19 protein-coding genes are annotated in these 22,274 nt (G+C 74.3%); 9 read left to right on the forward strand and 10 right to left on the reverse strand.

The genetic code is table 11. From position 1 onward, the window contains the following. Positions 1–362: 362 nt before the first annotated feature. Positions 363–881 carry a GNAT family N-acetyltransferase gene (locus ACFUK0_RS25745; RefSeq protein WP_380254146.1) on the forward strand — a complete coding sequence of 173 codons (519 nt, stop codon included), beginning with the start codon at positions 363–365 and terminating at the stop codon, positions 879–881. 9 nt (positions 882–890) lie between these two features. Here the strand turns inward: ACFUK0_RS25745 and ACFUK0_RS25750 are convergent, their stop codons facing one another. Together ACFUK0_RS25750 and ACFUK0_RS25755 are read right to left on the reverse strand one after the other, a co-directional pair. Continuing rightward, on the reverse strand, positions 891–2,006 hold the full coding sequence (locus ACFUK0_RS25750) for an aldose epimerase family protein (RefSeq protein ID WP_380254148.1): 1,116 nt from the start codon (positions 2,004–2,006) through the stop codon (positions 891–893). A gap of 155 nt (positions 2,007–2,161) precedes the next feature. Continuing rightward, entirely contained in the window at positions 2,162–5,191 is a 3,030-nt protein-coding gene (locus ACFUK0_RS25755; RefSeq protein ID WP_380254150.1) for an ATP-binding protein, read from the reverse strand. A 247-nt stretch (positions 5,192–5,438) separates the two neighbouring features. Between ACFUK0_RS25755 and ACFUK0_RS25760 the strand changes: the two genes are divergently transcribed. Then, a complete protein-coding gene (locus ACFUK0_RS25760; RefSeq protein ID WP_380254152.1) occupies positions 5,439–6,389 on the forward strand; it encodes a terpene cyclase in 951 nt (316 codons plus the stop codon). A gap of 247 nt (positions 6,390–6,636) precedes the next feature. Here ACFUK0_RS25760 and ACFUK0_RS25765 read toward each other — a convergent pair whose 3' ends face one another. Continuing rightward, a complete protein-coding gene (locus ACFUK0_RS25765; protein WP_380254154.1) occupies positions 6,637–6,993 on the reverse strand; it encodes an SHOCT domain-containing protein in 357 nt (118 codons plus the stop codon). A gap of 7 nt (positions 6,994–7,000) precedes the next feature. After that, entirely contained in the window at positions 7,001–7,429 is a 429-nt protein-coding gene (locus tag ACFUK0_RS25770) for a DUF6325 family protein (RefSeq protein ID WP_380254156.1), read from the reverse strand. A gap of 164 nt (positions 7,430–7,593) precedes the next feature. On the opposite strand from ACFUK0_RS25770, the gene ACFUK0_RS25775 reads away from it, so the two are divergent. Then, complete coding sequence (locus ACFUK0_RS25775) at positions 7,594–7,917, forward strand: nuclear transport factor 2 family protein (protein WP_380254158.1); 324 nt, start codon at positions 7,594–7,596, stop codon at positions 7,915–7,917. 110 nt (positions 7,918–8,027) lie between these two features. Here the strand turns inward: ACFUK0_RS25775 and ACFUK0_RS25780 are convergent, their stop codons facing one another. After that, complete coding sequence (locus ACFUK0_RS25780) at positions 8,028–9,254, reverse strand: serine hydrolase domain-containing protein (protein ID WP_380254161.1); 1,227 nt, start codon at positions 9,252–9,254, stop codon at positions 8,028–8,030. Between the two features lie 133 nt (positions 9,255–9,387). On the opposite strand from ACFUK0_RS25780, the gene ACFUK0_RS25785 reads away from it, so the two are divergent. Then, positions 9,388–9,939: an NUDIX hydrolase gene (locus tag ACFUK0_RS25785; RefSeq protein ID WP_380254163.1), complete on the forward strand. Its 552-nt coding sequence runs from the start codon at positions 9,388–9,390 to the stop codon at positions 9,937–9,939. A 12-nt stretch (positions 9,940–9,951) separates the two neighbouring features. Here the strand turns inward: ACFUK0_RS25785 and ACFUK0_RS25790 are convergent, their stop codons facing one another. From ACFUK0_RS25790 to ACFUK0_RS25800, 3 genes are read right to left on the reverse strand one after another with little or no spacing between them, the layout of a single operon-like run. Beyond that, positions 9,952–10,608, reverse strand: coding sequence for a cytochrome b/b6 domain-containing protein (locus ACFUK0_RS25790; RefSeq protein ID WP_380254165.1), 657 nt, complete (start codon positions 10,606–10,608; stop codon positions 9,952–9,954). Beyond that, positions 10,550–11,290 (reverse strand): molybdopterin-dependent oxidoreductase, encoded by a 741-nt coding sequence (locus ACFUK0_RS25795; RefSeq protein ID WP_380254167.1) that lies wholly within the window; start codon positions 11,288–11,290, stop codon positions 10,550–10,552. The genes ACFUK0_RS25790 and ACFUK0_RS25795 overlap by 59 nt, the downstream gene beginning before the upstream one ends. 52 nt (positions 11,291–11,342) lie before the next feature. Beyond that, positions 11,343–11,951 carry a TetR/AcrR family transcriptional regulator gene (locus ACFUK0_RS25800; RefSeq protein ID WP_380254169.1) on the reverse strand — a complete coding sequence of 203 codons (609 nt, stop codon included), beginning with the start codon at positions 11,949–11,951 and terminating at the stop codon, positions 11,343–11,345. A 216-nt stretch (positions 11,952–12,167) separates the two neighbouring features. On the opposite strand from ACFUK0_RS25800, the gene ACFUK0_RS25805 reads away from it, so the two are divergent. The 3 genes from ACFUK0_RS25805 (at position 12,168) to ACFUK0_RS25815 (ending at position 15,990) form a co-directional block, all read left to right on the forward strand. Next, complete coding sequence (locus ACFUK0_RS25805) at positions 12,168–13,076, forward strand: zinc-binding dehydrogenase (protein ID WP_380254214.1); 909 nt, start codon at positions 12,168–12,170, stop codon at positions 13,074–13,076. Positions 13,077–13,185: 109 nt separating this feature from the next. Next, positions 13,186–14,043 carry a TetR/AcrR family transcriptional regulator gene (locus ACFUK0_RS25810; protein ID WP_380254171.1) on the forward strand — a complete coding sequence of 286 codons (858 nt, stop codon included), beginning with the start codon at positions 13,186–13,188 and terminating at the stop codon, positions 14,041–14,043. 108 nt (positions 14,044–14,151) lie between these two features. Further along, positions 14,152–15,990 (forward strand): hypothetical protein, encoded by a 1,839-nt coding sequence (locus ACFUK0_RS25815; protein WP_380254173.1) that lies wholly within the window; start codon positions 14,152–14,154, stop codon positions 15,988–15,990. Between the two features lie 144 nt (positions 15,991–16,134). Here ACFUK0_RS25815 and ACFUK0_RS25820 read toward each other — a convergent pair whose 3' ends face one another. Further along, entirely contained in the window at positions 16,135–17,169 is a 1,035-nt protein-coding gene (locus ACFUK0_RS25820; protein ID WP_380254175.1) for a TetR/AcrR family transcriptional regulator C-terminal domain-containing protein, read from the reverse strand. 220 nt (positions 17,170–17,389) lie between these two features. Between ACFUK0_RS25820 and ACFUK0_RS25825 the strand changes: the two genes are divergently transcribed. Next, complete coding sequence (locus ACFUK0_RS25825) at positions 17,390–18,970, forward strand: MFS transporter (RefSeq protein WP_380254177.1); 1,581 nt, start codon at positions 17,390–17,392, stop codon at positions 18,968–18,970. A 261-nt stretch (positions 18,971–19,231) separates the two neighbouring features. Then, the gene (locus ACFUK0_RS25830; RefSeq protein WP_380254179.1) at positions 19,232–21,499 is read left to right on the forward strand and encodes a glycosyl hydrolase family 18 protein; all 2,268 of its coding nucleotides are present in this window, start codon (positions 19,232–19,234) and stop codon (positions 21,497–21,499) included. Positions 21,500–21,560: 61 nt separating this feature from the next. Here the strand turns inward: ACFUK0_RS25830 and ACFUK0_RS25835 are convergent, their stop codons facing one another. After that, positions 21,561–22,265, reverse strand: a complete 705-nt coding sequence (locus ACFUK0_RS25835; RefSeq protein ID WP_380254181.1) for a spermidine synthase — start codon at positions 22,263–22,265, stop codon at positions 21,561–21,563. Positions 22,266–22,274: the final 9 nt, after the last annotated feature.

The raw sequence follows: 22,274 nt of genomic DNA on the forward strand, positions 1-22,274 counted from the left end.
GCTGCTGGAGCCGCTGCTGCCACAGGCTGCCATCGAGACCGCGAGGGCCGCAACAAGGGCAGAGGCCGCGATGCCACGCCGCATGAGAACTCCTAGAGAAAAGGTGGGGGTGCCCGAGATGGGGGTGGACGGCGCATAATGGCTGTCCCACGTCCGACTGCGCCGTTACGGCCGCCGGGCTTGGGGAGGAACGTAACAGCGATGCAATCGCTTCGGAAAGGGCTTGCAGAAACTTTCTGCAAGATCCTGCGATCGTTACGTCCGTGTGTCCTGCGCGTAGCCGGGCGGTAGTCGAGGAACGGCGCGACGGCGGGCCCGGATGCCAGTGGCCGCCGCGGCGACCGGCCGGGCAGACTGGCCGGATGCGCATCAGACCCGCGGTCACGGACGACCTGCCGCTGCTCCGCAGCATCGAACGGGCGGCCGGGGCCGGCTTCCGGGGGATCGGCATGCCGGAGATCGCCGACGACGAGCCACTGCCCGAGGCCGGGCTCGCCCGCTACCTGACCAGGGGGACGGCACTGGTCGTGGCCGACGGGACCGACCGGCCGGTGGCGTACCTGATCGCCGAACCGGTCGACGGCGCCCTGCACATCGAGCAGGTGTCCGTCCATCCCGGGTACGCCCGGCGCGGCCTCGGGCGGGCACTCATCGACCATCTCGCGGCGCACACCGACGCACCCGCGCTCACCCTGACCACGTTCGCCGACGTGCCGTGGAACGCGCCGTACTACAAGCGGTGCGGATTCGGCCCGCTCGCGGACGCGGACCTCACCCCGGGCCTGCGGGAGATCCGCCGGCAGGAGGCCGCGCACGGCCTCGACCGGTGGCCGAGGCTGTGCATGCGGCGGGAACTGCGGCAGGCGGCCGGGGGCGGATGAGCGCGGCGGTCAGGCGACGCCGAGGCGCAGCACGGTGGTGGAGCGGAACTCCTCGCCGGGCCGCAGCCCGGTGCTCGGGTACTCGGGGTGGTGCGGGGAGTCCGGGTGGTGCTGGGTCTCCAGGGCGATGCCCGCGTACGGGCCGTAGGGCACTCCGGCCGCGCCGGTGACCGCGCCCGCGAACGAGTTCGCCGTGTAGACCTGCACGCCGGGCTCGGTGGTCAGCACCTCCAGGGTGCGGCCGGCCGCCTCCAGCAGGGCCGCCCGGGTCGGGGCACCGCCGGCGTCGCGGTCACGCAGCACCCAGTTGTGGTCGTAGCCGCGCGAGCGGGTCAGCTGCGGGTGGTCGTCGTGGATGGCCGCGCCCACCGGCCGGGCGGTGGTGAAGTCGAACGGCGTCCCGCTCACCGGCTCGTACGGCCCGAGGGGGATCTGCCGCTCGTCCACGGGGGTGTACGCGTCGGCGTCGACGGTGAGGAGGTGGCCGAGGATGTCGCCGCTGCCCTCGCCGGCCAGGTTGAAGTAGGCGTGGTTGGTGAGGTTGAGGACGGTGGGCCGGCTCGTGGTGGCGCGGTAGGAGATGGTCAGCTCCCCGGCCGCCGACAGGGTGTAGGCGACGCTCAGGTCCAGCGCGCCGGGGAATCCCTGGTCGCCGTCCGGACTGTGCAGGCGCAGCAGGACACCGCCCTCGATCTCCTCGGGCTCCCACATCCGGTGGGCGAAGCCGTCGGGGCCGCCGTGCAGGGTCACGCCGTTGCCGGTGGGGGCGAGCGGGTGGTCGGTGCCATCGACGGTGATCCGGCTGTCGGCGATCCGGTTGGCGTACCGGCCGACGGTGGCGCCGTAGTGGCGGGCCGGGCCGAGTACGTGGGCCAGTTCGTCGCTGCTGAGCAGGATCTGGGCCCGGTCGCCGGCCCGGTCGGGGGCCCACAGGGTGTGCAGGGTGGCGCCGAGCGTCAGCACGCTCGCCTCGTACGGGCCGGCCGACAGCGTCCAGCGTTCGATGGCGGAGCCCGCACCGGTGTCGTCGAACGGCTCGTGCCGCACCTCTGTCGGCGACTGCGCGTCCCTACCCGGTACGGGCGAGGGGCTCGTGTCCTGTACGTCCGCCCGATGCGTCGCCATGACCTGCTCCTCCGTGGTGGCCCGGGGTGCGCCGGCCGGCGTCCCCGCATCGAAATCTGTTCGAGTCTGAGCGATCGTGTCGCTTCATGGGCAAGCCTAGCCCCGGGCGGGGCGTGCGGGCTCTACCGACCCCGCGCGCCCCGCCCGACGTCTCCTCAGTCCGCCTTGCCGGGTTCCTCGTCGTCCAGCCCGAGCGCGGCGGCGAGGCCCTCCGGCCCGGTGCCGGTCTTGCGGTGCACCGCGGCCAGCCGGCGCTGGACCATGCTGAGCGAGAGGTTCAGCTGATGGGCGATCCGCTGTGCGGGGACGCCCTTGACGGCCAGCTCGGCGACCTCCAGCTCGGGGGCGCTCAGCGCGTCCTTGCTCACCGTCCGCAGGCGGTTGGGGCGCAGGCCGGACTTGGCGAGCTCGCGGCGGGCGGTGCTCACCAGGGCGTCGGCGGCGCAGTGCTGGGCGAGTTCGATGCCCTGGTAGAGGTACTCGGCGGCGGTGTCCAGCCGGCCCACCCGGCGCAGCGCGCGGCCCAGGTCGACGAGCGCGACGGCGTGCTCGTAGCCGGCCGGGGACTGCCCGAGGTGGCCCACGGCGCGCTCCAGCAGCTCGACCGCCTTCGGGCCGTCGGCGATCGTGGCCTGCAGGCGCAGCGCGGTGCCGATCGCGGAGGCGGCGCCGAAGACCTCCGCCCGGCGGACCGACTCCTCGGCCAGCTCCCAGGCCCGCGCCGGGTCCTCCCCGGCCAGCGCGACCGCGAGGTGGCCCTGCCAGGGTGCCCAGACGGTGTTGTGCCAGCCGCGCTCGGCGAGCTGTTCCCCGGCGCGCTCCAGGGCGGTGACGGCCCGCGCGTACTTGCCCTGGGCCAGCATCAGCTTGCCGTACAGCGATGCGGCGTCGGGCAGCACCATGGCCGTCGCGTGGTACGGCGGACGGAAGTCGTACTTCTCCGCCAGGGCGGCGGCCTCCTCGACCCGGCCGCGGGCGAGCAGGGTGTCGATCAGCACGCCGACGGCGTCCCACTGCAGCGGCAGGCCGGGTCCGATCCGGTCGGACAGGCGCAGGGCGACCCGGAGGAAGTCCTCGGCCTCGGCGAGCAGGCCGCGGCGGAACCGGACCAGGCCCATCAGGAAGTAGCCGAAGCCGCGGTGCGCGCCGCTCCAGCCCGCCAGCTCGAACTCCAGGATGGCGTCGGAGAAGAGCCGCTCGGCGAGCGCCAGCCGGTCGGTGTAGGTGAAGGTGAGCCCGATGATGGCGGGCAGTTCGAAGCCCCAGGTGGTGCCGGTCCACTCCAGGCCCTCGGGCAGTGCGCCGTCCTGCAGCGCCTCCTCGACCAGGGCGAGGGCGACGGCGGCGGGCTCGCCGCGCAGGGTGAGGTCCCAGGCGCGGATCGCGCGGATGGCCCGCTCGGCGGAGCCCTGGCCGTGGATGCCGCGCCAGAGTTCCTCCAGCCGGCGCGAGCGGGCCGGGCCGTCCTCCTCGTCCTTGCGGAAGGCCTGCCAGATGTAGGAGGCCGCCTCCAGGCGCAGCCGGCCCGCCGCGTCGGACGTCCGCGCGGCCTCGTCCCGGCAGACCTGGGCGGCCTCGCTCAGCTCGCCGCTGTGGGCGAGCACCTCGGAGAGCCGGAAGGTGGCGTCGACGCGCAGTTCGGGGCGCAGCCCCTCGTGCGGGTCGAGGGCCAGTCGCAGCTGGTTGACGGTGGCGACCGGGTCGGTCAGCAGGGCGGAGCAGCCGAGTTCGTAGAGCACCTCGGCGCGGTCGTCCTTGTCCGGGGGTTCGCTGAGGGCTCGCCGCAGACAGGCCTGGGCCGCCTCGGGTGCGCCGATGGCGAGGTGTTCGGCCGCCGCCCGGCGCAGTTTGCGCACGGTGGCGTCGTCGCCCTCGGGGTGGGTGGCGATCAGGTGCCGGGAGGCGGCGATGAGGCCCTGTCCGGCGTTCTCGATCTCGGTGAAGGCGACGCCGTGCATGGCGGTGCGGGCGGCGTCCGGCATGGTCTTGTAGATCGAGGTGGCGATCAGCGGGTGGACGAACTCCAGCTTGCCGCCGCTCATCTGGGTGAGCACGCGGTGCTTGTGCAGCTCCCTGATCGCGTCGGCGGCCGCGTCCTTGCTGAGGGCGGAGATGCGAGTGGCGAGGTCGATGCTGATGTCGGTGCCCAGCAGGGCCGCGGCCCAGGCGAAACGGAGGGTGCTGGTGCCGAGTTTGGCCAGCCAGGTCTTGAGGGTCATGCCGCGTGCCTCGGCGGCGAGGTCGCGGAGCTGGGAGGCGTTCTCGTCGACCGGCGACAGGTCGTTGTCGATGATCTTGCCGAGCAGCGCGACGGCGTCGTAGGGGTTGCCGCGGGTGACCGTCCAGAGTTCGTAGCAGAAGCCCTCCTCGGCCTCCGGGCCGAGCGCGGCGTGCACGATCTCGGACATCGAGTCCGGGCTGAGCGCCCGCAGTTCGTGCCGGCGGGTGGCCTGGGCGGCGATGGCCTGCTGGAAGGCGACGGCCTCCGGCTTGAACTCGTCGCCCTCGCGGTAGGCCACGACGAGCAGCACCGGCAGTTCGCGGGAGCGGACGGCGAAGGCCGACAGCCAGCTGAGCGACTCCAGGTCGGCCCAGTGCAGGTCGTCGACGATCATGACGAGCGGTGCCCGGCGCGGCGCGAGCTGGGTGAGCACGTAGTCGAGGCCGTCCCGGATGCCCTGCGGGTCGATCGCGACCGCCTCGCTGCCGGGGCGGAACAGCCCGATGGCCGGACCGACGGTGTCGTACCAGTTGCCGAACACCTCCTGCCGTTCGGCCTCGGTGAGCCCGCCGAGCACCGGCTGGAGCAGCTGGCGCAGGACGTGGTACGGCTCGGTGTACTGCTGCTCGCCGCCGCGGGCGAACAGGACGGTGCAGCGCTCCCTGGTGTGGGCCTGGCGGCGGACCTCGTGCAGCAGGGTGGTCTTGCCGAGGCCGGCCTGGCCCGAGAAGATCAGCAGTTCGCCGATCTCGGTACCGCCGGCCGCGAACTCCCGGCACAGCTTGTCCACCGCCGACTCGGCCGAACGGACTTCGGAGTCGCGGTCGTGCAGGGTCGTCCCGGCCGCGGCCGCGGCGCTACCCGCAGGGTCCGCCGGGCGGGGAGTGCCTCCCGGGCCGCCGGATCCGCTCCCGGCCTCGCGCTCGGTCCCGCCCCGCAGTTCGCGTTCCTCGGCCACTGCCACGCCCTCCGCCTCACTGATCCATGGTCCTGCCGATCCATGGCCCTGCCGCCGACACTAGCGCCGCTTGGGGCGCTTCGGGCGGCATTCGCGCTGGCTGAGGCTGGATCGAGGGTTCGGATCCGATGCCCAGGGCAATTGCCCTGATATCCCTAACGTCCGATCATTCCATCGGCTACCCTCGGCCCCTCGGGGCGCAGTTGATCTTCCGGTTGTGTGACCAATCCCCCACCGCAGCACTGGGAGTCCCATGTCTGACGACGACTCACTTCTCCACCCCTTCCCGCACCGACGCAGCCCCCACGCCGCCGAGGCCGCAGGCCGCCACCGCGCCTGGCTGGAACGTCACCCGCTGCTCTCCACCGACCTCGGCCACACCGCCTACGCGCACTGGGAGGTCGTCGAACTCGCCGCACTCGGCTACCCCGACGCCGAGCCGGACGAACTCGCCCTCGCCGCCGACCTGATGGGCTTCTACTTCCTCTTCGACGACCAGTTCGACGGCCCGCTCGGACGCCGGCCCGCCGAGGTCGCGGTCATCTGCGAACGCCTGACCGCCGTACTGCACGGCGCACCGCCCGATCCGGCCTCCCCCGCCGAGACCGCCTTCGCCGACCTCTGGGCGCGCAGCGTCACCGGCATGCCCGCGCGCTGGCGCGCCCGCGCCGCCTACAACTGGGAGTGGTACTTCGCCAGTCACGCGGCGGAGGCGGCCGGCCGGGTCTCCGAGAGACCCCCCGACCGGGACGGCTACCTCGTCCTCAGACGGGGCACCGCCGCGATGGAGACCATCTTCGACATGATCGAGCGGCTCGGCCGCTTCGACGTCCCCGCCGCCGCGCACCACCACCCGGTGCTGCGTCAGATCCGCCAACTGGCGGCCGACATACCCTCGCTGAGCAACGACGTCCGCTCCTACCCGAAGGAGGCGCCGACCGGCGACGTGAACAACCTGGTGATGATCGTCCAGCGCGAACGCGACTGCTCGGCCGAGGAGGCCTGCGCGGTGGTCACCGCCGAGGCGCAGCTGATGCTGGGGCGCTGCGCCGACCTGGTGACCCAACTACCCGAGAGCTACCGGGCGCTGGGCCTCGACCCGGCTCAGCGGATGCTGGCCCGGCGGTACGCGGAGGGCCTGACCACCTGGCTGGCCGGCTACCTGCACTGGGAAGCCCGCACCGGGCGCTACCGGACGGCCTGAGCCCGGCCCTCGGGTGCGTGGCAGTCCTACGAAGACTCCGCCCCCCGGCCCGGATCGCCCGTGACCGGTCCGCCTGCCCGACGCTCACGCACCGACGCTCACACACCGACGATCCCGGCCCCGGACCCGGCTGCCCGACGGGTGGCGGCCCGCGTGGCACGTGGTGGCGGGAGATCCGACCTCCCACCACCACGTGCCACGGAGGCACCACGACGGCACAGCCGAGACGCCGCGGACCGCGCCGTCGTCAGCCGAGCAGCTTGGCCTTCGCGGCGGTGAACTCCTCCGGAGTGAGCAGGCCCTGCTGCATCATCCGGCCGAGATCCGCCAGCTTGTCCGCGATGTCCGGCCCGGCGGCCGGTGCGGCGGGCGCCGCGACCGGCGCCGGGGCGGGCGGCGGCGCCTGGAGGACGGCCTGCTGTTGCTGCCGGCCCGCCTGGAGTCCGGCGATGGCCTCGTCCTGGTCCTGTTCGGCCCGCTGCGAGCGGGCCGAGCTGCGGCCGGCCGCGTACGCGGCGCCGCCGACCACCAGGCCGCGCACCAGCGGAGCGCCTACCGGCCGCATGGCCCGGACCGGCCGGATGGGGCGCAGGGGTCGGAACACGGCGTCCTCACTTCCCGGCCGCGCGCTGCGCCTCGGCAGCGCGTACGGCCTGTTCGATGTTCTCCGGCGGGATCCGGACGCCGGAGGCGATCCGGCCGCCGACCGCGCGCAGGGCGTCGGCGGCGGCCTGGGCCCAGACGTGCTCGATCAGGACGATCAGTGCGACCGTGCCGGGTTCCAGCAGTTCGGCGGCCTCCTGGGCGTCCTCCGGGCCGATCAGCGGCAACTCCGCGCGGCCGTTCGGCACGACGCCCCTGAGGTGCTCGAAGTCGGTGAGTTCACCGTAGGTCGCCTCGCCGTCGGCCTGCCGGGTGACGACGAGCGAGTCGATCACCCGGATGTCACCGCCCGTGCTCAGTTTGGCCAGGGCCGAGGCGGCCTCGACGGTGATGGTTTCCTGCGGGAACGTCAGGACGAGCAGTTCGGCCGGTCCCATGCCGGAGTCCCTTCCGTGCGTGATTCACCCATAAGGGGATACAAGCACACAGAACCTCCGAATTGCCGACGCGCCGCGCACGGATCACGGCTGCGGCCGCCCGCTGCCCCCACCGTGGATCCGGGGCCCCCGCCCCACCCCATCCAGCACGGAGGAGAGCACTGATGGCCATCGCCGTTGACAAACTGTCGGACCCGGCGGTCCGCGCACTGGTCGCCGCGATCAACGCGGGCGACCGGGAGGCGTTCCGGCAGACGCTCGCGCCGGACGCGACGATGTCCGACGACGGGAGCGACCGCGACGTCGACGACTGGACCGAGCGGGAGATCTTCGCCTCGCGCGGGCACATCGACGTCCGGTCCGAGTCCGCCGCCGGGCGCGCGCTGATCGCCGACTACCGCAACGACACCTGGGGTGAGATGCGCACCTCCTGGCGGTTCACGGTCGACGGCGGCAAGATCACCCGGTTCGAGACCGGTCAGGCCTGAGCGGCACGGCCCGTCGGGCCCGGCCGGCCGGCCGGGCCCGGCGGGCCGGTACGCCGTCGGATCGCCAAGAACTGTCGGACCTGTCAGACCTGTCCGACGTGTCAGACGTGTCAGACCCGTCCGGCGGTCTCCGGCAGGCACTCGCGGACGGCCCGGATCAGCGTCCGGGAGCGGATGTCGCCCGTGACGCCCGGCTGCATGCCGTTGGTGACGTAGCCGAAGCCGAGCCCCAGCTCCGGGTCCGCGAAGCCGAGCGAGCCGCCCCGGCCCGGGTGGCCGAAGCTCGCCGGCGAGGCCATCGGCGAGGTCGGTCCGTGCCGGAAGAAGCCGAGGCCGAAGGTCGAGTTGACGATCAGCACCCGGTCCGGCCCGCTGACCGCGGGGCCCATCGCCCGGGCCAGCAGCTCGGGTCCGAACAGCGGCGGCAGCGGCTCGCCCCCCGGCTGTTCGACGGCGCCGATCAGGGCGGCGTAGAAGCGGGCCACCGAGCGGGCCGTGCCGATGCCGCCGGCGCCGGGGATCTCGGCGGCCTGCACGGCCGGGTCGTTGAGGTCCACCACGGAGCGGACGGAGGCGAAGGCGCGGGCGGTCAGCGAGGCCGGGTCGCGGTAGGCGTCGACCACCGCCTGCTTGGGCCGCACCCGCAGCCCGCCCGGGCCGGCCTGGGCGGCCTCGGGCGCGGGCAGGTCGACCAGCCGGCCGACCCGGGGCGCGACCTTGGCGGGCAGTCCGATCCACAGGTCGAGGCCGTACGGGCGGGCGATCTCCTCGGCGAAGTACTGGCCGACCGTCCGTCCGCTGACCCGCCGGATCACCTCGCCGACCAGCCAGCCGAAGGTGTACGGGTGGTAGCCGTGCGCGGTGCCGGGCTCCCAGGCGGGGGCCTGCGCGGCGACGGCGGCGGCGGCCCGCTCCCAGGTGAGGACGTCCTCCAGGCGCAGCGGCACGTCGAGAGCGGGCAGGCCGGCCTGGTGGGAGAGCAGCCAGCGGACGGGCAGCGCGCCCTTGCCGTGCTCGCGGAACTCCGGCCAGTAGGAGGCGACCGGTGCGTCCAGGTCGAGGTGTCCGTGCTGGGCGAGGTGCAGGGCGGCGGTGGCGGTCAGGCCCTTGGTGACGGAGCGCAGGACCTGGGCGGTGTCCGCCGCCCACGGCACGGCGGGCGCGGGCCGCCCGCCGACCTCGGGCCGGGCGTCGCCGCCCCACAGGTCCACCACGGGGCGGCCGTGTACGTGCAGTGCGAAGGCGGCGCCGAGTTCGCCGTACTCGCGGAAGTTGCGGGCGAACGCCTCGCGGACGGGCTCGAAGCCCTGGGCCGTCCAGCCCTGGATCTGCACCACCGCGTGCCGCCTCATTCCGATCGACCGGGCCGCCGGGCGCTCATCAGGTGAATCGGATGATCCGATTCCCGGCCCGCCGCGTCAAAACCCTATCCGGGCCGTCCGCGCGGCGCCGACTCGGTACGGTGACGCCATGAGCGACCACGACCGCACCCCACCCGCAGCCACCGCTCCGGCCGCCGTCGACCCGGCCGAGGAACTGCTGGACGTCGTCGACGCGCAGGACCGGGTGACCGGCACGGCGAAGCGGGCGGAGGTGTACCGGCAGGGGCTCACCCACCGGTGCGTCTTCATCCTGGTCCGAAACCCGCAGGGGCGGATTTTCGTGCACCGGCGGACGGACACCAAGATGTTCGCGCCGGGGGCGTACGACATGTTCGTCGGGGGCGTGGTCGGCTCCGGGGAGAGCTACGCGAGCGCTGCCGTGCGCGAGGCCGAGGAGGAACTCGGCGTCACCGGCGTCGTGCCCCGCCCGCTGTTCAAGTACCTCTTCGAACAGGGCCCGCTCTCCTGGTGGTGCGACGTCTACGAGGCCGAGTGGGACGGCCCGGTCTCGCCCCAGGCCGAGGAGGTCGCCTGGCACGACTGGCTCACCGACGCCGAGCTGGCCGAGCGCCTCACCGAGTGGGACTTCGTGCCGGACGGCCGCGAGGCGTACCGGCGCTACCTGGAGCACCGCGGCTGACCGCGCGGTCGGCTAGCCGTCCGTGGGGCGGTCGCCGTCCCAGTCGGGGTGTTCGCGGACGGCCCAGAGCCGGTCCACCGTGCCCGTGCGCATCCCGCGCCGGGCTTCCGGGTCGCGGACGGCCATCCAGATGTGCCCGGCCACCACCAACCCGGCCGCCAGCGCCAGCCAGTCGTGGACGAAGGTCGCGCCCGTCCGCCAGACCAACGGGGCGAGGTGGGTGAACCACATCAGCAGGCCGGTGCCGAGCATCACCAGGGCCGCCCCCGCGATCCACGCCGCGTACAGCTTCTGCCCGGCGTTGAACTTGCCCGCGGGCCGGCGCGGCGAGCGGTGCAGCGCCGCCGTCAGCCACTCCCGGTCGTAGGGCGCGAAGCGGCCGAGCCGGCCGAGGTCGGCCCGGACCGCCCGGGAGAGCAGGCCGAGCAGCAGCGGTGCCGGCAGCAGCAGCCCCGACCACTCGTGCACGACGACCACCAGCCTTTGCCGGCCGACGAGTTGGGAGAGGTCGGGGATGTACAGGAAGGCCGCCGTGGTGATGCAGGTGAGCATCAGGGCGGCGGTGGCCCGGTGCACCAGCCGCTCGGGGCGGGCGAAGCGGGCCAGGCGGTCAGCCGGTGGGGGCGTCGTCCCGTCCGTTGGACTTCCCGACCCAGGCGTCGACGTCATAGCCGTAGTGCTCCCAGTAGCCGGGTTGGACGGTGGAGGTGAGGGTGATGCCCGACAGCCACTTCGCGGACTTGTAGAAGTACATCGGCGCCACGTACAGCCGCACCGGGCCGCCGTGCTCGTGGGTGACCGGGCGGTCCTGCATGCGCAGCGCGACCAGGACGTCCTCGCGGCGGGCCTGCTCCAGGGTGAGGCTCTCGCTGTAGCTGCCGTCGAAGCAGGTGAAGCGGACGGCGGTCGCGCCGGGCCGCACGCCGGCGCTGTCCAGCAGGTGCGACAGCCGGACACCCTCGAACGGGGTGCCCGGCACCCGCCAGCCGGTCACGCACTGGACGTCGTGCACGATCCTGGTCTGCGGCATCGCCTGGAGGTCGGCGAGGCCGAGGGTGCTCGGCCGGTCGACCAGCCCGTCGATCGCGAGGGTGTAGTCGGCGGCGGTGCGGGTGGGAACGGAGCCCACCACCGAGTAGTAGCGGAACCCGCCACCGGGCAGCAGGCCGGTGAGGCCGGTCGGGTCCTTGTCGCTCACCCCGGCCAGCACGGCGTCGGCCGCCCGCTGCAGGTAGGGGCCGGCGGCGACGCCCGCGACGCCCAGGCCCAGCATGCCGAGGACGACGCGGCGGCCGACCGGGGCGCCGCGCTCGTCCGGGCCCGGCGCACGCTCGGGAGGGCTTTCGTTCACCCCCCAATTCGAGCAGGTCACGACGCCGATGGCCAGGCCCTGCGGCCGGGCATCAGCGTTTCGCCGGATCCGACGGCCCGGCGGCGGGCCCGCCGAGCAGGGCGGTGACCAGGGCGCGCAGCGATCCGGTGAGCCGGGCGGAGCCGCCGTCGGCGGTGAGGTGGCGCACCAGGTCGGCATCGAACACGGCGAGCAGGGTGTGCCCGACGAAGTCCGCGTCGAGGTCGGGCCGGGCCTCGGCGACCAGGGCGGTGACGTGGCAGTGCCAGCGCAGGTACGTCGGGTCCCCGTACTTGTCCTCGGCGCAGGCGCGCTCGTGCGCCGCGAACAGGGCGACGTTGCGGGTGGCCAGACCGGCCAGTTCGCCGAGGAAGGCGAGCAGCCGCTGCTGCGCGGGCGCACCGGGCCCGAGCGGGGGCGGGCCCTCGGCGATGGCCTCGCCGAGCAGCAGCGCGCGCTCCTCCAGCAGCGCCGCCAGCAGGCCCGTCCGGTTGCCGAAGCGGCGGAAGACGGTGCCCTTGCCGACCCCGGCGGCGGCGGCGACCTTGTCGAGCGAGACGTGCTGGAGGCCGTGCTCGGCGAGCAGATCCTCGGCGGCCCGCAGGATGGCACGCCGGTTGCGGGTCGCGTCGGCACGCTCCTGGCGCGGTTCGCTCGTCACGGTTTCCCCTCCGGGCTCGTCACCGCGGACCGTTGAACAAACGGACCGCCGGTCCGTACAGTACTCGCACGGACATCCGGACCGACGGTCCGCTTAGTCGGAACGGGCCGCCCGGCCCGTCCGTCGCCGTGCCCGTCCATCGGCGTGCCCGTTCATCGCCGTACCCACCGGCTGCCATGCCCGTCCATCGCCATGCCCCGAGGAGCCCTGATGAGTGTGCGTGCCCTGGTCGTCGCCCACGACGCCCCGAACGGATTCCGGTTCGCCGCCGCGCCCCGGCCCCGCCCCGAACCGCACCAGGCGCTGATCGACGTCCGGCACGTCTCCGTCAACCACGGCGACCTGCGGACGGACGTCCGCCCGGCCGGGACGGTGCTCGGCTGCGACGCCTCCGGCGTGGTGGCCCGGGCCGCCGCCGACGGCAGCGGCCCGCCCGCCGGAGCCCGGGTGGCGGTCTTCGCCGTCGGCGCCTGGACGGAACAACTCGCCGTCACCGCCACCGAACTGGCCGAGGTACCCGAGCCGGTCGACCTCGCCGACGCGGCCGCCGTACCGCTGGCGGGCCTCACCGCGCTGCGCGCCCTGCGGGCCGGCGGACCCCTGGCGGGCGGGCGCGTCCTGGTCACCGGCGCCTCCGGCGGCGTCGGCCGGGCAGCCGTGCAGCTCGCCGCGCTCGGCGGGGCCCGGGTGATCGCCTCGGTCGGCTCGGCGGCCCGGGGCGCCGGGCTGGCGGAGCTGGGCGCCCGGCAGGTGGTGACCGGCCTCGACGAGGTCGACGGGCCCGTCGACCTCGTCCTGGACACGGTCGGCGGCCCCACCCTGGTGGCGGCCTGGAACCTGCTCGCCCCCGGCGGCAGCCTGCAGAGCATCGGCTGGGCCGGCGGCGAGGCCGCCGTCCTCCCGCCCTACTCGACCTTCGCCCCCGGCCGGGCCAGGACGCTCAGCACCTTCGGCGACTCCGCCGACCCCGGCCCGGACCTCGTCACCCTGATCGGCCTGCTCGCCGAGGGCCGGCTCACACCCCGGATCGGCTGGCGGGGTTCCTGGGAGCGCGCCGCCGAGGCCACCGGCGAACTCACCGCCCGCCGGGTGACGGGCAAGGCCGTGCTCGACGTGCACGCCTGACCGCCGGGGCGGGAGGCCGGGACCCCTGGGGCCGGAGCCAGGGAGCCGGTGCCAGCGGTCGGGGCTCGGGGCCAGGGGCCGGGAGCGGCCGGCCGGATAGGGTGGCGCCATGGCTTCCCGTACACCGCCGGTGGCACCCCGGGCCGACGGCCCGGCCCGCACGTTCGCCGCGAGCGCCGCGCCGGGCACGGTGGCCGGCGCGGCCGCCGGCGCGCCCGGCGACAGCCGGCCCCGGCGACGGCTCAGCGTGGACGAGCGGCGCGAGCAGCTGATCGCCGTCGCACTGGAGTTGTTCAGCCGCCGCCCGCCGGAGGAGGTGTCGATCGACGACATCGCGGCGGCGGCCGGTGCCTCCCGTCCGCTGGTGTACCACTACTTCCCCGGCAAGCAGGCGCTGTACGAGGAGTCGCTGCGCCGGGCCGGCCAGGAGCTGGCGGGCAGGTTCGAGGAGCCGGCCAGCGGGCCGCTGTCCGACCGGCTGTTCCGGGTGATGGGGCGCTACTTCGACTACGTGGAGAGCCACGGCCCGGGCTTCGCGGCGCTGCTGCGCGGCGGGTCGGTCGCGGCCAGCCCGGGGACGAACGCCGTGATCGACGAAGTCCGGCGGGCCGCGCACGACCAGATCCTGCTCCACCTGGCCGTCCCGGCGCCCAGCGCCGGCCTGCGGCTGACCGTCCGGGCGTGGATCGCCAACGCGGAGATCACCTCGCTCGAATGGCTGGCCGAACGGACCGTGCCGCGCGAGGAGTTGCAGCTGCGCCTGGTGCAGGAGTTCATCGCCTCGCTGACCCTGACCGCCGCCCGCGAACCGGCACTGGCCGCCGAACTCGCCGGATTCTTCGCCGACGAGCGGCCGGACGGCCCGGCGGGACGCCTCGTGCGCGAACTGGCCGGCCTGTTCGCCGTGCCGGGCCTGGCCGAGTCCGTCGCCGCGCTCGCCGGACCGGACGCCGGGACGACGCCCTGAACGCGCCCCCCAACTGCCGGTCGGTCTCTGCCGGACGGGCCGCATCTGGTAGAAATTGAGCACGGCTCAGACGATCACGACACGCAGTAGAGCGGGGGGCTCGCCACCATGACCCAGGACGGCTACACCGACGGGGACGGGGCTCCCTTCGCGGCGGCCGAGCAGGTCTCCGCGACCCTCGGCACCCTCGCCGAGGCCCTGCTCGACCACCGGACGACCCGCTACTCGGCGAGCTCCCTGACCGCCCTGCGCGGCCGGGTGCACCCGGTGGCCGAGGCACTGTTCGACGTCCGGCTCGCCGAGCGCGGCGCGGCCCACCAGGCGGTCCACCGCCTCGGTACGGTCGTCGCGGCCCGCACGGCCCGCGCCGGCGGCCCCGTCCGGACGAGCGGTGTGAGCACCGCCGCCGCCACCGCCCTGCTGTCGCGCTTCGGCGGTGGCGCGGTGCGCGGCGCGACGCCGGGTGCCGAGGGGCCGACCGCCGCACTGTTCGAACTGCCGGTGTCCGGCGAGGTCGCCGACCCGAAGCTGCGCCCGCCCTTCGCCGCCGCGCTGGCGGCCCTCGCGAGCGGACAGCAGACCCGGCAGTCCGCCACGCTCGCGGCCGGATCGGGCGCCGAGGTCCGGCTGGTCGTCCCCTCGGCCTTCCACCCGCTCACCGCCCCCGACGCCGACGCCGACCTGGCCGGGCATCTCGCGGAGGTCGCCGAGGAGGTGTTCAGCGGCGCGGGCCCGGCCGAACGGCGTGACTTCGCCGTGGTCGGCGCGAGCCTCACGGACCTGATCAGCGCCTCCGGCGTGGCGTTCGCGGGCCTGTCGGCACTGAAGGTGGACGGCCGGCCCAGCGACGCCTCGCTCGTGGTCTCGCTCGCCCGGCAGCAGAGCCCGATCCAGGTGCTGGCGAGTGAACTCGCCACGGCCCGCCCGCACGCCGAGGTCTGGACGGTGCTGCTGCCTGCCGGGCCCGCCGCCGTACTGGTCGAGGGCCGCACCGTGCCGGTACCCGGCGCACTCGCCGCGGACGGCCGCCGGCGCTGGGCGGTGACGTCGGTCGTGCAGGCCTTCGTCCCGCTGCCGGACGGCGCCTCGGTGCTCTGCGTGCAGCTCGCCACGGCGCAGGCCCAGGACTGGGACCTGTACGCCGGCGTAGTGGCCGAGATGCTGAAGAGCGTCCAGTTCGCCTGGGACGGCGTGGACGCCCGGACGGTCGCACCCGTCCCGGCGCAGGCCGTCGCCGCTCCCCCCGTCCAGGCACCGGCACCGGCCCCCGTTGCCCAGCCGGCTCCGGTTGCCCAGCCCGCCCCGGCCCCCGTTGCCGCGCCGGTCGAGGCCGAGGCGCCCAAGGGCACCGCGGTACGGATCCCGCCGCCGGACTTCAACCCCTTCGCACCCCAGCCCGCCCAGGTCCAGGCGCAGCCGGAGGCCCCCGCGCAGGCGGACGACGAAGCGCCCAAGGGCACCCCGGTGCGGATCCCGCCGCCGGACTTCAACCCCTTCGCTCCCCAGCCCGCCCAGGTCCGGGCCGCGGCCGACGGCGAGGCGCCCAAGGGCACCCCGGTGCGCGTCCCGCCGCCGGACTTCAACCCCTTCGCACCCCGCCCCGACGGCGCCGCCACGGCACCCGCCCCCGTCGCCGCCCCGGCCGCCCCCGCCGCCCAGGCCACCGACCCGTTCGGCACGGTGACGGTGGAGCAGCCGACCGACCCGTTCGGCACCAAGCTGCCGTCGGCCGCTCCGGCGGCCGCCGCACCGGCCCCGGTGGCCGCCCCGCCGAGGCCGGCCGCGCCGCCCACGGCCCCGGCCGCCGGCGCACCGGTCACCCGGACCCCGGTCCGGATCCCGCCGCCGGACTTCAACCCCTTCGCACCCCGCGCCGACACCGCCCCCGCCGCACCGGCTCCCGAGGAGGCCCCGGCAGCCGAGCCGCCGCCGAGCCCGTTCGGCTGATCCCGTACGCCCCGGCGGCCGGTCCCGCACCAGGGGCCGGCCGCCGCCGTGTGGACGGAGGCGGCCCACGGCACGTCAGCGGGCTCCGGCCGGACGCCCCTGCGGGCGAGGGCCTGGCCGGCGCCCGGCGGGGCGGTGGGCGCCTCAGCCGGCCGGCCTCCCGGCGATCAGCAGGCCGACGCCGTCCAGCATTCTGGCCAGTCCGAACTCGAACAGGCCGTCCAGGCTCAGGTCGATCTCGGGCCCCTCGGCCAGGGCGGTGAACATCGGGAACTCCCCGGCTTCCACCAGCGCCCCGAGGTCCCCCTCGCCCTCGGTCATCGCCAGCCATTCGTCCGAGGACAGCCCGCTGTCGCGCTCCGCGGCCGCCTCCGACTCGAAGTTGACGGCGAGCCCGCAGACGTAGCCGGCCAGCGTGACCGCCGTCTGGGCGATCTGCTCCATGCCGAGCCCCAGACCCGCCAGCGCGGCCATCGAGCGCTCGGTGTGGATCGCCGCCGCGGGCGAGGGCACCGGCCGGGTGAACGACATCACGACCGCGAGCCAGGGGTGGCGCCGGTAGATCTGCCACTGGGTGCGCGCGATCGTCTCCAGACCGGCCCGCCACCCCGGCGGCAGGGCCTCGGGCAGCGGGTTGTCGACCATGACCTGGTCCATCATCAACAGCACCAGCTGGTCCTTGTCCGCGACGTGGCGGTACAACGACATGGTGGCGGCGCCGAGTTCGGCCGCGATCCGGCGCATCGCCAGCGCCCCGATGCCCTCAGCGTCGGCGATCCCGACGGCGGCCCGGACGATCCGCTCCCGGGTCAGCTCGCGTTCCGCGCCGCGCGCCCGGCGCACGGGCGCAGTCGCGGGAGCGCCCCCCTGCGGGGGTGGTGCGGGCGACGCCGGTGGCGCGGGCGGCTCGGACGGCGGTGGTGCGGACGGCGCCGGTGCGGCGGCACTGGGCCCCGCCACCACCGTGCCGACGCCCGGCACCGCCCGCACCAGCCCCTCCTGGCGCAGCGTGCTGAGCGCCTTGGTGGCGGTGGCCATCGCCACGCCCCACTCCTGGGTGATCCGGCGGGTCGACGGCACCCGGTCGCCCGGGGACAGCTCGCCGGCCGCGATCCGGCGGCGCAGCTCGGTGAGGATCCTGACGGACGGCGGTACGGGTTGGGCGGCGCTCTCGGTCACCGGGTTCTCCTTCGTCGGCCGGGCGGTCACAGTGTACTAGTGCACTACCGCTCACCGACCGGCAAGCAGGGCATCAAGGCACCGCAAGGCACCCAGGCGCCCTAGTGCACTAGCCCAGAAACCAGCAGTAATTCCAGCATTCTTGCGCGACGGACCACCGGACGCTTACCTTGTACGCATCAGAGCGTACGCCGTACGCACCGACCTGCCCGGGGGAACCATGCCCACCACCGCCCGACCTCCCGCCCACGCCCCCGCCGCGCGGGCCGCCCGCAGCTCGTCCCGGCGCGAGTGGATCGCCTTCTCCGTCCTGCTGCTGCCCCTGCTGCTGGTCTCGATGGACGTCTCGGTGCTCTACTTCGCCGTCCCGTTCATCAACCGCGACCTCGCGCCGACGGCGACCCAGCAGCTCTGGATCTTCGATGTCTACGGTTTCGTGCTGGCCGGCCTGCTGCTGACGATGGGCTCGCTCGGCGACCGGATCGGCCGTCGCCGGCTGCTGCTGATCGGAGCCGCCGCGTTCGGACTGGCCTCGGTCGCCGCCGCCTACGCGGACAGCGCCGGCCTGCTCATCGCCTGCCGGGCGCTGCTCGGCATCGGCGGCGCCACGCTGATGCCCTCCACCCTCGGCCTGGTCCGCAACATCTTCCCGGACGAGCGCCGGCGCACCATGGCCGTCTCGATCTGGACGGGTGCGATGGCGGGCGGGATCGCGCTGGGCCCGGTGCTCAGCGGGGTGCTGCTCGACCACTTCTGGTGGGGCTCGGTGTTCCTGGTCAACACCCCCGCCATGGTGCTGCTGCTGGCACTGGCCCCGCTGCTGGTCCCGGAGTCGAAGGACCCGGCACCGGGCCGGTTCGACCTGGCGGGCGCCCTGCTCTCGCTCGGGACGGTCCTGCCGGTGGTCTACGGCCTCAAGCGCGGCGCGGCCGACGGGTTCGACGCGGTACCGGTGCTGGCGCTCGTGCTGGGCATCGCCGTCGGCCTGGTGTTCGTCCGCCGGCTGCGCACCGCGGCCGACCCGCTGATCGATCTGGCGCTGTTCCGCGACCGCGGGTTCAGCGGCGCGATCACCGTGAACACGCTGGTGATGTTCGCGACGATCGGCTTCGTCCTGTTCTCCACCCAGTACCTGCAGTCCGTGCTCGGCCTCAGCCCGCTCACCGCCGCACTGTGGTGCCTGGCGCCCTCGGTGCTGATCGGCGCGTCCGCGGCGGGGGCCGCCGCGCTGGCCTCGCGCTTCTCCCGGGTCCGGGTGATCAGCGGCGGGTTCCTGGTGGCGGTCGGCGGGTTCGCGGTGCTGTCCCGGCTGGGGACGGACTCGCCGCTCTGGGTGGCGCTCGGCGGCGTGACGCTCACCAACCTCGGCATGGTCGCCGCGATGAGCCTGGTCGCCGACCTGGCGCTCGGCTCCGTACCGGCGGCGCGGGCCGGCTCGGCGGCGGCGCTGCTGGAGAGCAGCCAGGAGTTCGGCGGCGCGCTGGGCATCGCGGTGCTCGGCACCATCGGCACCGCCGTGTACCGGGCCGAGGTCACCGACGGCCTGCCGCCCGGCACCCCGGCGGCGGCGCGCGAGACGCTCAGCGGCGCCCTCGACGTGGCCGGCCGGCTGCCCGCCGAGGCCGGGGAGCTGGTGACGCAGCTGGCCCGTTCGGCGTTCACCTCGGGCCTGCACGTCGCGGCCCTGGCCGGGGCCGTGACGATGGTGCTGGGCGCGGTGGTCGCGCCGCTGCTGCTGCGCGGGGTGCGGCCCGCCGCCGACCGGCCGGCCGAGACGGAGCCGCTCGCGCCCGCCGCCTGACGGTCGGTCACCAAGCGGGCCGGGGCCGATCCGGAGTGACAGGTTCACGGCCCAAGTGGTACAGACCTATTGCCAGTTGACTCCGGGCTCCCTAACCTCGGTGAGCACAGGACCTCCACGGCAACCCGACGGCCCGAGGCTCCCGCTCCGCGCTGCCCCCTGGCCGGAGTTCTGCACACTGCTCCACGCACCTGACACCTCCCCACAGGTAACGGGGCCGGCCCGGCAGGTCCGGACCGCCCCAGGACAGGAGCCAAACCCATGCGCAGACGTCGGATCCGTCTCTCCCTCCTGGCAGCGGGGAGCCTCCTCGCCCCGCTGGTCGCAGTGGCGCTCCCCGCCACCGCCGCGCACGCCGCCTCCCCCACCGCAGCCTTCGCCAAGGGCAGCGACTGGGGCAGCGGCTACGAGGGCAGCTACACCATCACCAACGGCTCCAGCACCGCGCTGAACGGCTGGACCCTGGAGTTCGACCTCCCGGCCGCCAACACCGTGGCCTCGCTCTGGAACGCCACCTACACCACCGCCGCCTCGCACGTGACGGTCAAGAACCCCGGCTGGGCGAGCAGCCTCGCGCCGGGCGCCTCGTACAACTTCGGGTTCAACATCGCCTACTCGGGCAGCTACCAGGCCCTGGCCAACTGCAAGTTGAACGGCGCACCGTGCACCGGCGGCACCGGGACGGACACCACCGCGCCGAGCACGCCGGGCAGCCTGAGGTCCACCGGCAGCACCTCGACGAGCGTGGCGCTGGCCTGGACGGCGAGCACCGACGACACCGCCGTGACGGGCTACGACGTCTATCTCAACGGCGTCAAGAACCAGAGTGTGACCGGGACTTCGGCCAACGTCACCGGACTGACCGCGGCCACCGCGTACCAGTTCACCGTGCAGGCCTTCGACGCGGCGGGCAACCGCTCGGCGGCGGCCGGCCCGCTCGGTGTGACCACCCCGCCGACCACCGTCCCGGACGTCACGGCGCCCTCCGCCCCGGGCACCCCGGTCGCGGGCACCACGACCGCCAACAGCATCGCGCTCAGCTGGGCGGCCAGCACCGACAACATCGGCGTCACCGCGTACGACGTCTACAACGGCAGCGCGCTCGCCAGCACGGTGACCGGCACCTCGGCCACCGTCGGCGGCCTCGCCGCCAACACCTCGTACACCTTCACCGTGAAGGCCCGCGACGCGGCCGGCAACGTCTCCGCGGCCTCGGGAGCGGTGACGGCGAGGACCCAGACCGGCGGCGGCGATCCCGGCCCCGCGCTGAAGATCGGCTACTTCACCCAGTGGAGCATCTACGCCCGCGGGTACAGCGTGAAGAAGCTCGACACCTCGGGCTCGGCCGGGCGGCTGACGACGCTCAACTACGCGTTCGCCAACATCGACCCGAACAGCAAGAAGTGCTTCATCACGAACAAGGCGGCCGGCAACGACTCCGACCCCAACGCGGGTGACGGCGCGGGCGACGCCTGGGCCGACTTCGGCAAGGGGTGGGACGCGGGCAGCTCGGTGGCCGGCACCACCGACACCTGGGACCAGGCACTGGCGGGCAACTTCAACCAGTTGAAGCAGCTCAAGGCCAAGTACCCGAACCTCAGGACGCAGATCTCGCTGGGCGGCTGGTCCTACAGCAAGTGGTTCTCCGACGCGGCGGCCACCGACGCCTCGCGCAAGGCACTGGTCAGCTCCTGCATCGACCTGTACATCAAGGGCAACCTGCCCGTCATCGACGGCCGGGGCGGCGCCGGCAGCGCCGCGGGCATCTTCGACGGCATCGACCTCGACTGGGAGTGGCCCAACTCCGACGGCCACCTCGGCAACGTCTACCGGCCCGCCGACAAGGCCAACTACACCCTCCTGGCCCAGGAGTTCCGCCGTCAGCTGGACGCCCTCGGGGCCACCAACGGCAAGCACTACACGCTGAGCGCGTTCCTCCCGGCCGACCCGCAGAAGATCTCCGCGGGCATCGACATCCCCGGCCTGTTCGGCGCGTTCGACTTCGCGACCATCCAGGGCTACGACTACCACGGCGGCTGGGAGACCGTCGCCAACCAGCAGTCCGCGCTCAAGGTCGCGGCGGGCGACCCGAGCACCGCCGACCGCCGGTTCAGCTCCGAGATCGCCATCAACGCGTACGTGAACGGCGGCGCCCCGAAGAGCAAGCTGACGCTCGGCATCCCGTTCTACGGACGCGGCTGGACGGGCGTGCCGCGCGGCACCACCAACGGCCTCTTCCAAACCGGCACGGGCCCCGGCCCGGGCACCTACGAGGCCGGGTACGAGGACTACCACAAGCTCAAGGAGATGGCCACGAGCGGTGGTTACACCATCTACCGGGACCCGGTGGCCGGTTTCGCGTACATCTACAACGGCTCGGTCTTCTACACCTACGACGACCCGACCGAGATCGCCCGCAAGACCGCCTGGATCAAGTCCCAGGGGCTGGCCGGCGCGATGGTGTGGTCGTTCGACGGCGACACCGCGAACGGCGAGCTGATGGCCGCGGTCTCCAACGGCCTGCAGTGACACGCCAGTAGGGTCAAGGTGCCCGCCGCCCGCACCCGGGGCGGCGGGCACCGCCGTGCTGTCAGGCCGCCCGGCGGGCCAGGTGGACGACGTCCGGTACGCCCCGGGCCACCGGGATCTCGTGGGTGACGACGCCGGTGAACCCGGCCGTCCGCAGCGCGTCCTCGAACGCGGTGGACGGCTGCGCGCTCCACACCGCGAGGACGCCGCCGGGGCGCAGCCGGCGCTGGATCGCGGCCAGGCCGGCCGGGCCGTACAGGCCGGTGTTGGAGTCGGTGACCGTCCAGTCGGGGCCGTTGTCGATGTCGAGGCAGAGGGCGTCGTAGCGGTCGGTGCCGGCCTCGCCGTGCAGGTACTCCAGCAGGTCGGTGTGCAGCACCTCGACGCGCGGGTCGGCCAGGGCGCCCGCCGAGATCGCGCCGAGCGGGCCGGTGCGGTGCCAGTCGATGACGGCGCCCTCGCGCTCGACGACAGCGATCCGGGCCCAGCGCGGTTCGGCGGCGGCGTACGCGAGGGAGAAGCCGACGCCGAGGCCCCCGATCAGTACGGCGGGCCCGCCGGTGGCCGGGCCGAGCTCGTCGAGTGCGGCCTGGACGAGCAGGCGCTCGGAGCGGCCGTCGGCGGTGTCCATCAGGAAGCAGCCGTTGGCGATGATCTCGTAGTGCTCGCCGCGGCGTCTGAGGACGACCTCACCGTAGGGGCCTTCCCGCCGGTCGAGCGTGTCGACGGCAGCGGATCCGTCCCGGTCGGGTGGTGCGGTCGCCATGGGGGCCTC

The sequence above is a fragment of the Kitasatospora sp. NPDC057223 genome, assembly GCF_042669755.1.
GTDB lineage: Bacteria > Actinomycetota > Actinomycetes > Streptomycetales > Streptomycetaceae > Kitasatospora.

Bases quoted from the DNA above. Each gene is read 5' to 3' on its own strand.
- ACFUK0_RS25750 (WP_380254148.1), bottom strand. From the start codon at position 2,006: ATGGCGACGCATCGGGCGGACGTACAGGACACGAGCCCCTCGCCCGTA.
- ACFUK0_RS25785 (WP_380254163.1), top strand. From the start codon at position 9,388: ATGAGCGACCACGACCGCACCCCACCCGCAGCCACCGCTCCGGCCGCC.
- ACFUK0_RS25815 (WP_380254173.1), top strand. From the start codon at position 14,152: ATGACCCAGGACGGCTACACCGACGGGGACGGGGCTCCCTTCGCGGCG.
- ACFUK0_RS25790 (WP_380254165.1), bottom strand. From the start codon at position 10,608: ATGACGTCGACGCCTGGGTCGGGAAGTCCAACGGACGGGACGACGCCC.
- ACFUK0_RS25760 (WP_380254152.1), top strand. From the start codon at position 5,439: ATGTCTGACGACGACTCACTTCTCCACCCCTTCCCGCACCGACGCAGC.
- ACFUK0_RS25835 (WP_380254181.1), bottom strand. From the start codon at position 22,265: ATGGCGACCGCACCACCCGACCGGGACGGATCCGCTGCCGTCGACACG.
- ACFUK0_RS25825 (WP_380254177.1), top strand. From the start codon at position 17,390: ATGCCCACCACCGCCCGACCTCCCGCCCACGCCCCCGCCGCGCGGGCC.
- ACFUK0_RS25745 (WP_380254146.1), top strand. From the start codon at position 363: ATGCGCATCAGACCCGCGGTCACGGACGACCTGCCGCTGCTCCGCAGC.
- ACFUK0_RS25830 (WP_380254179.1), top strand. From the start codon at position 19,232: ATGCGCAGACGTCGGATCCGTCTCTCCCTCCTGGCAGCGGGGAGCCTC.
- ACFUK0_RS25770 (WP_380254156.1), bottom strand. From the start codon at position 7,429: ATGGGACCGGCCGAACTGCTCGTCCTGACGTTCCCGCAGGAAACCATC.
- ACFUK0_RS25775 (WP_380254158.1), top strand. From the start codon at position 7,594: ATGGCCATCGCCGTTGACAAACTGTCGGACCCGGCGGTCCGCGCACTG.
- ACFUK0_RS25810 (WP_380254171.1), top strand. From the start codon at position 13,186: ATGGCTTCCCGTACACCGCCGGTGGCACCCCGGGCCGACGGCCCGGCC.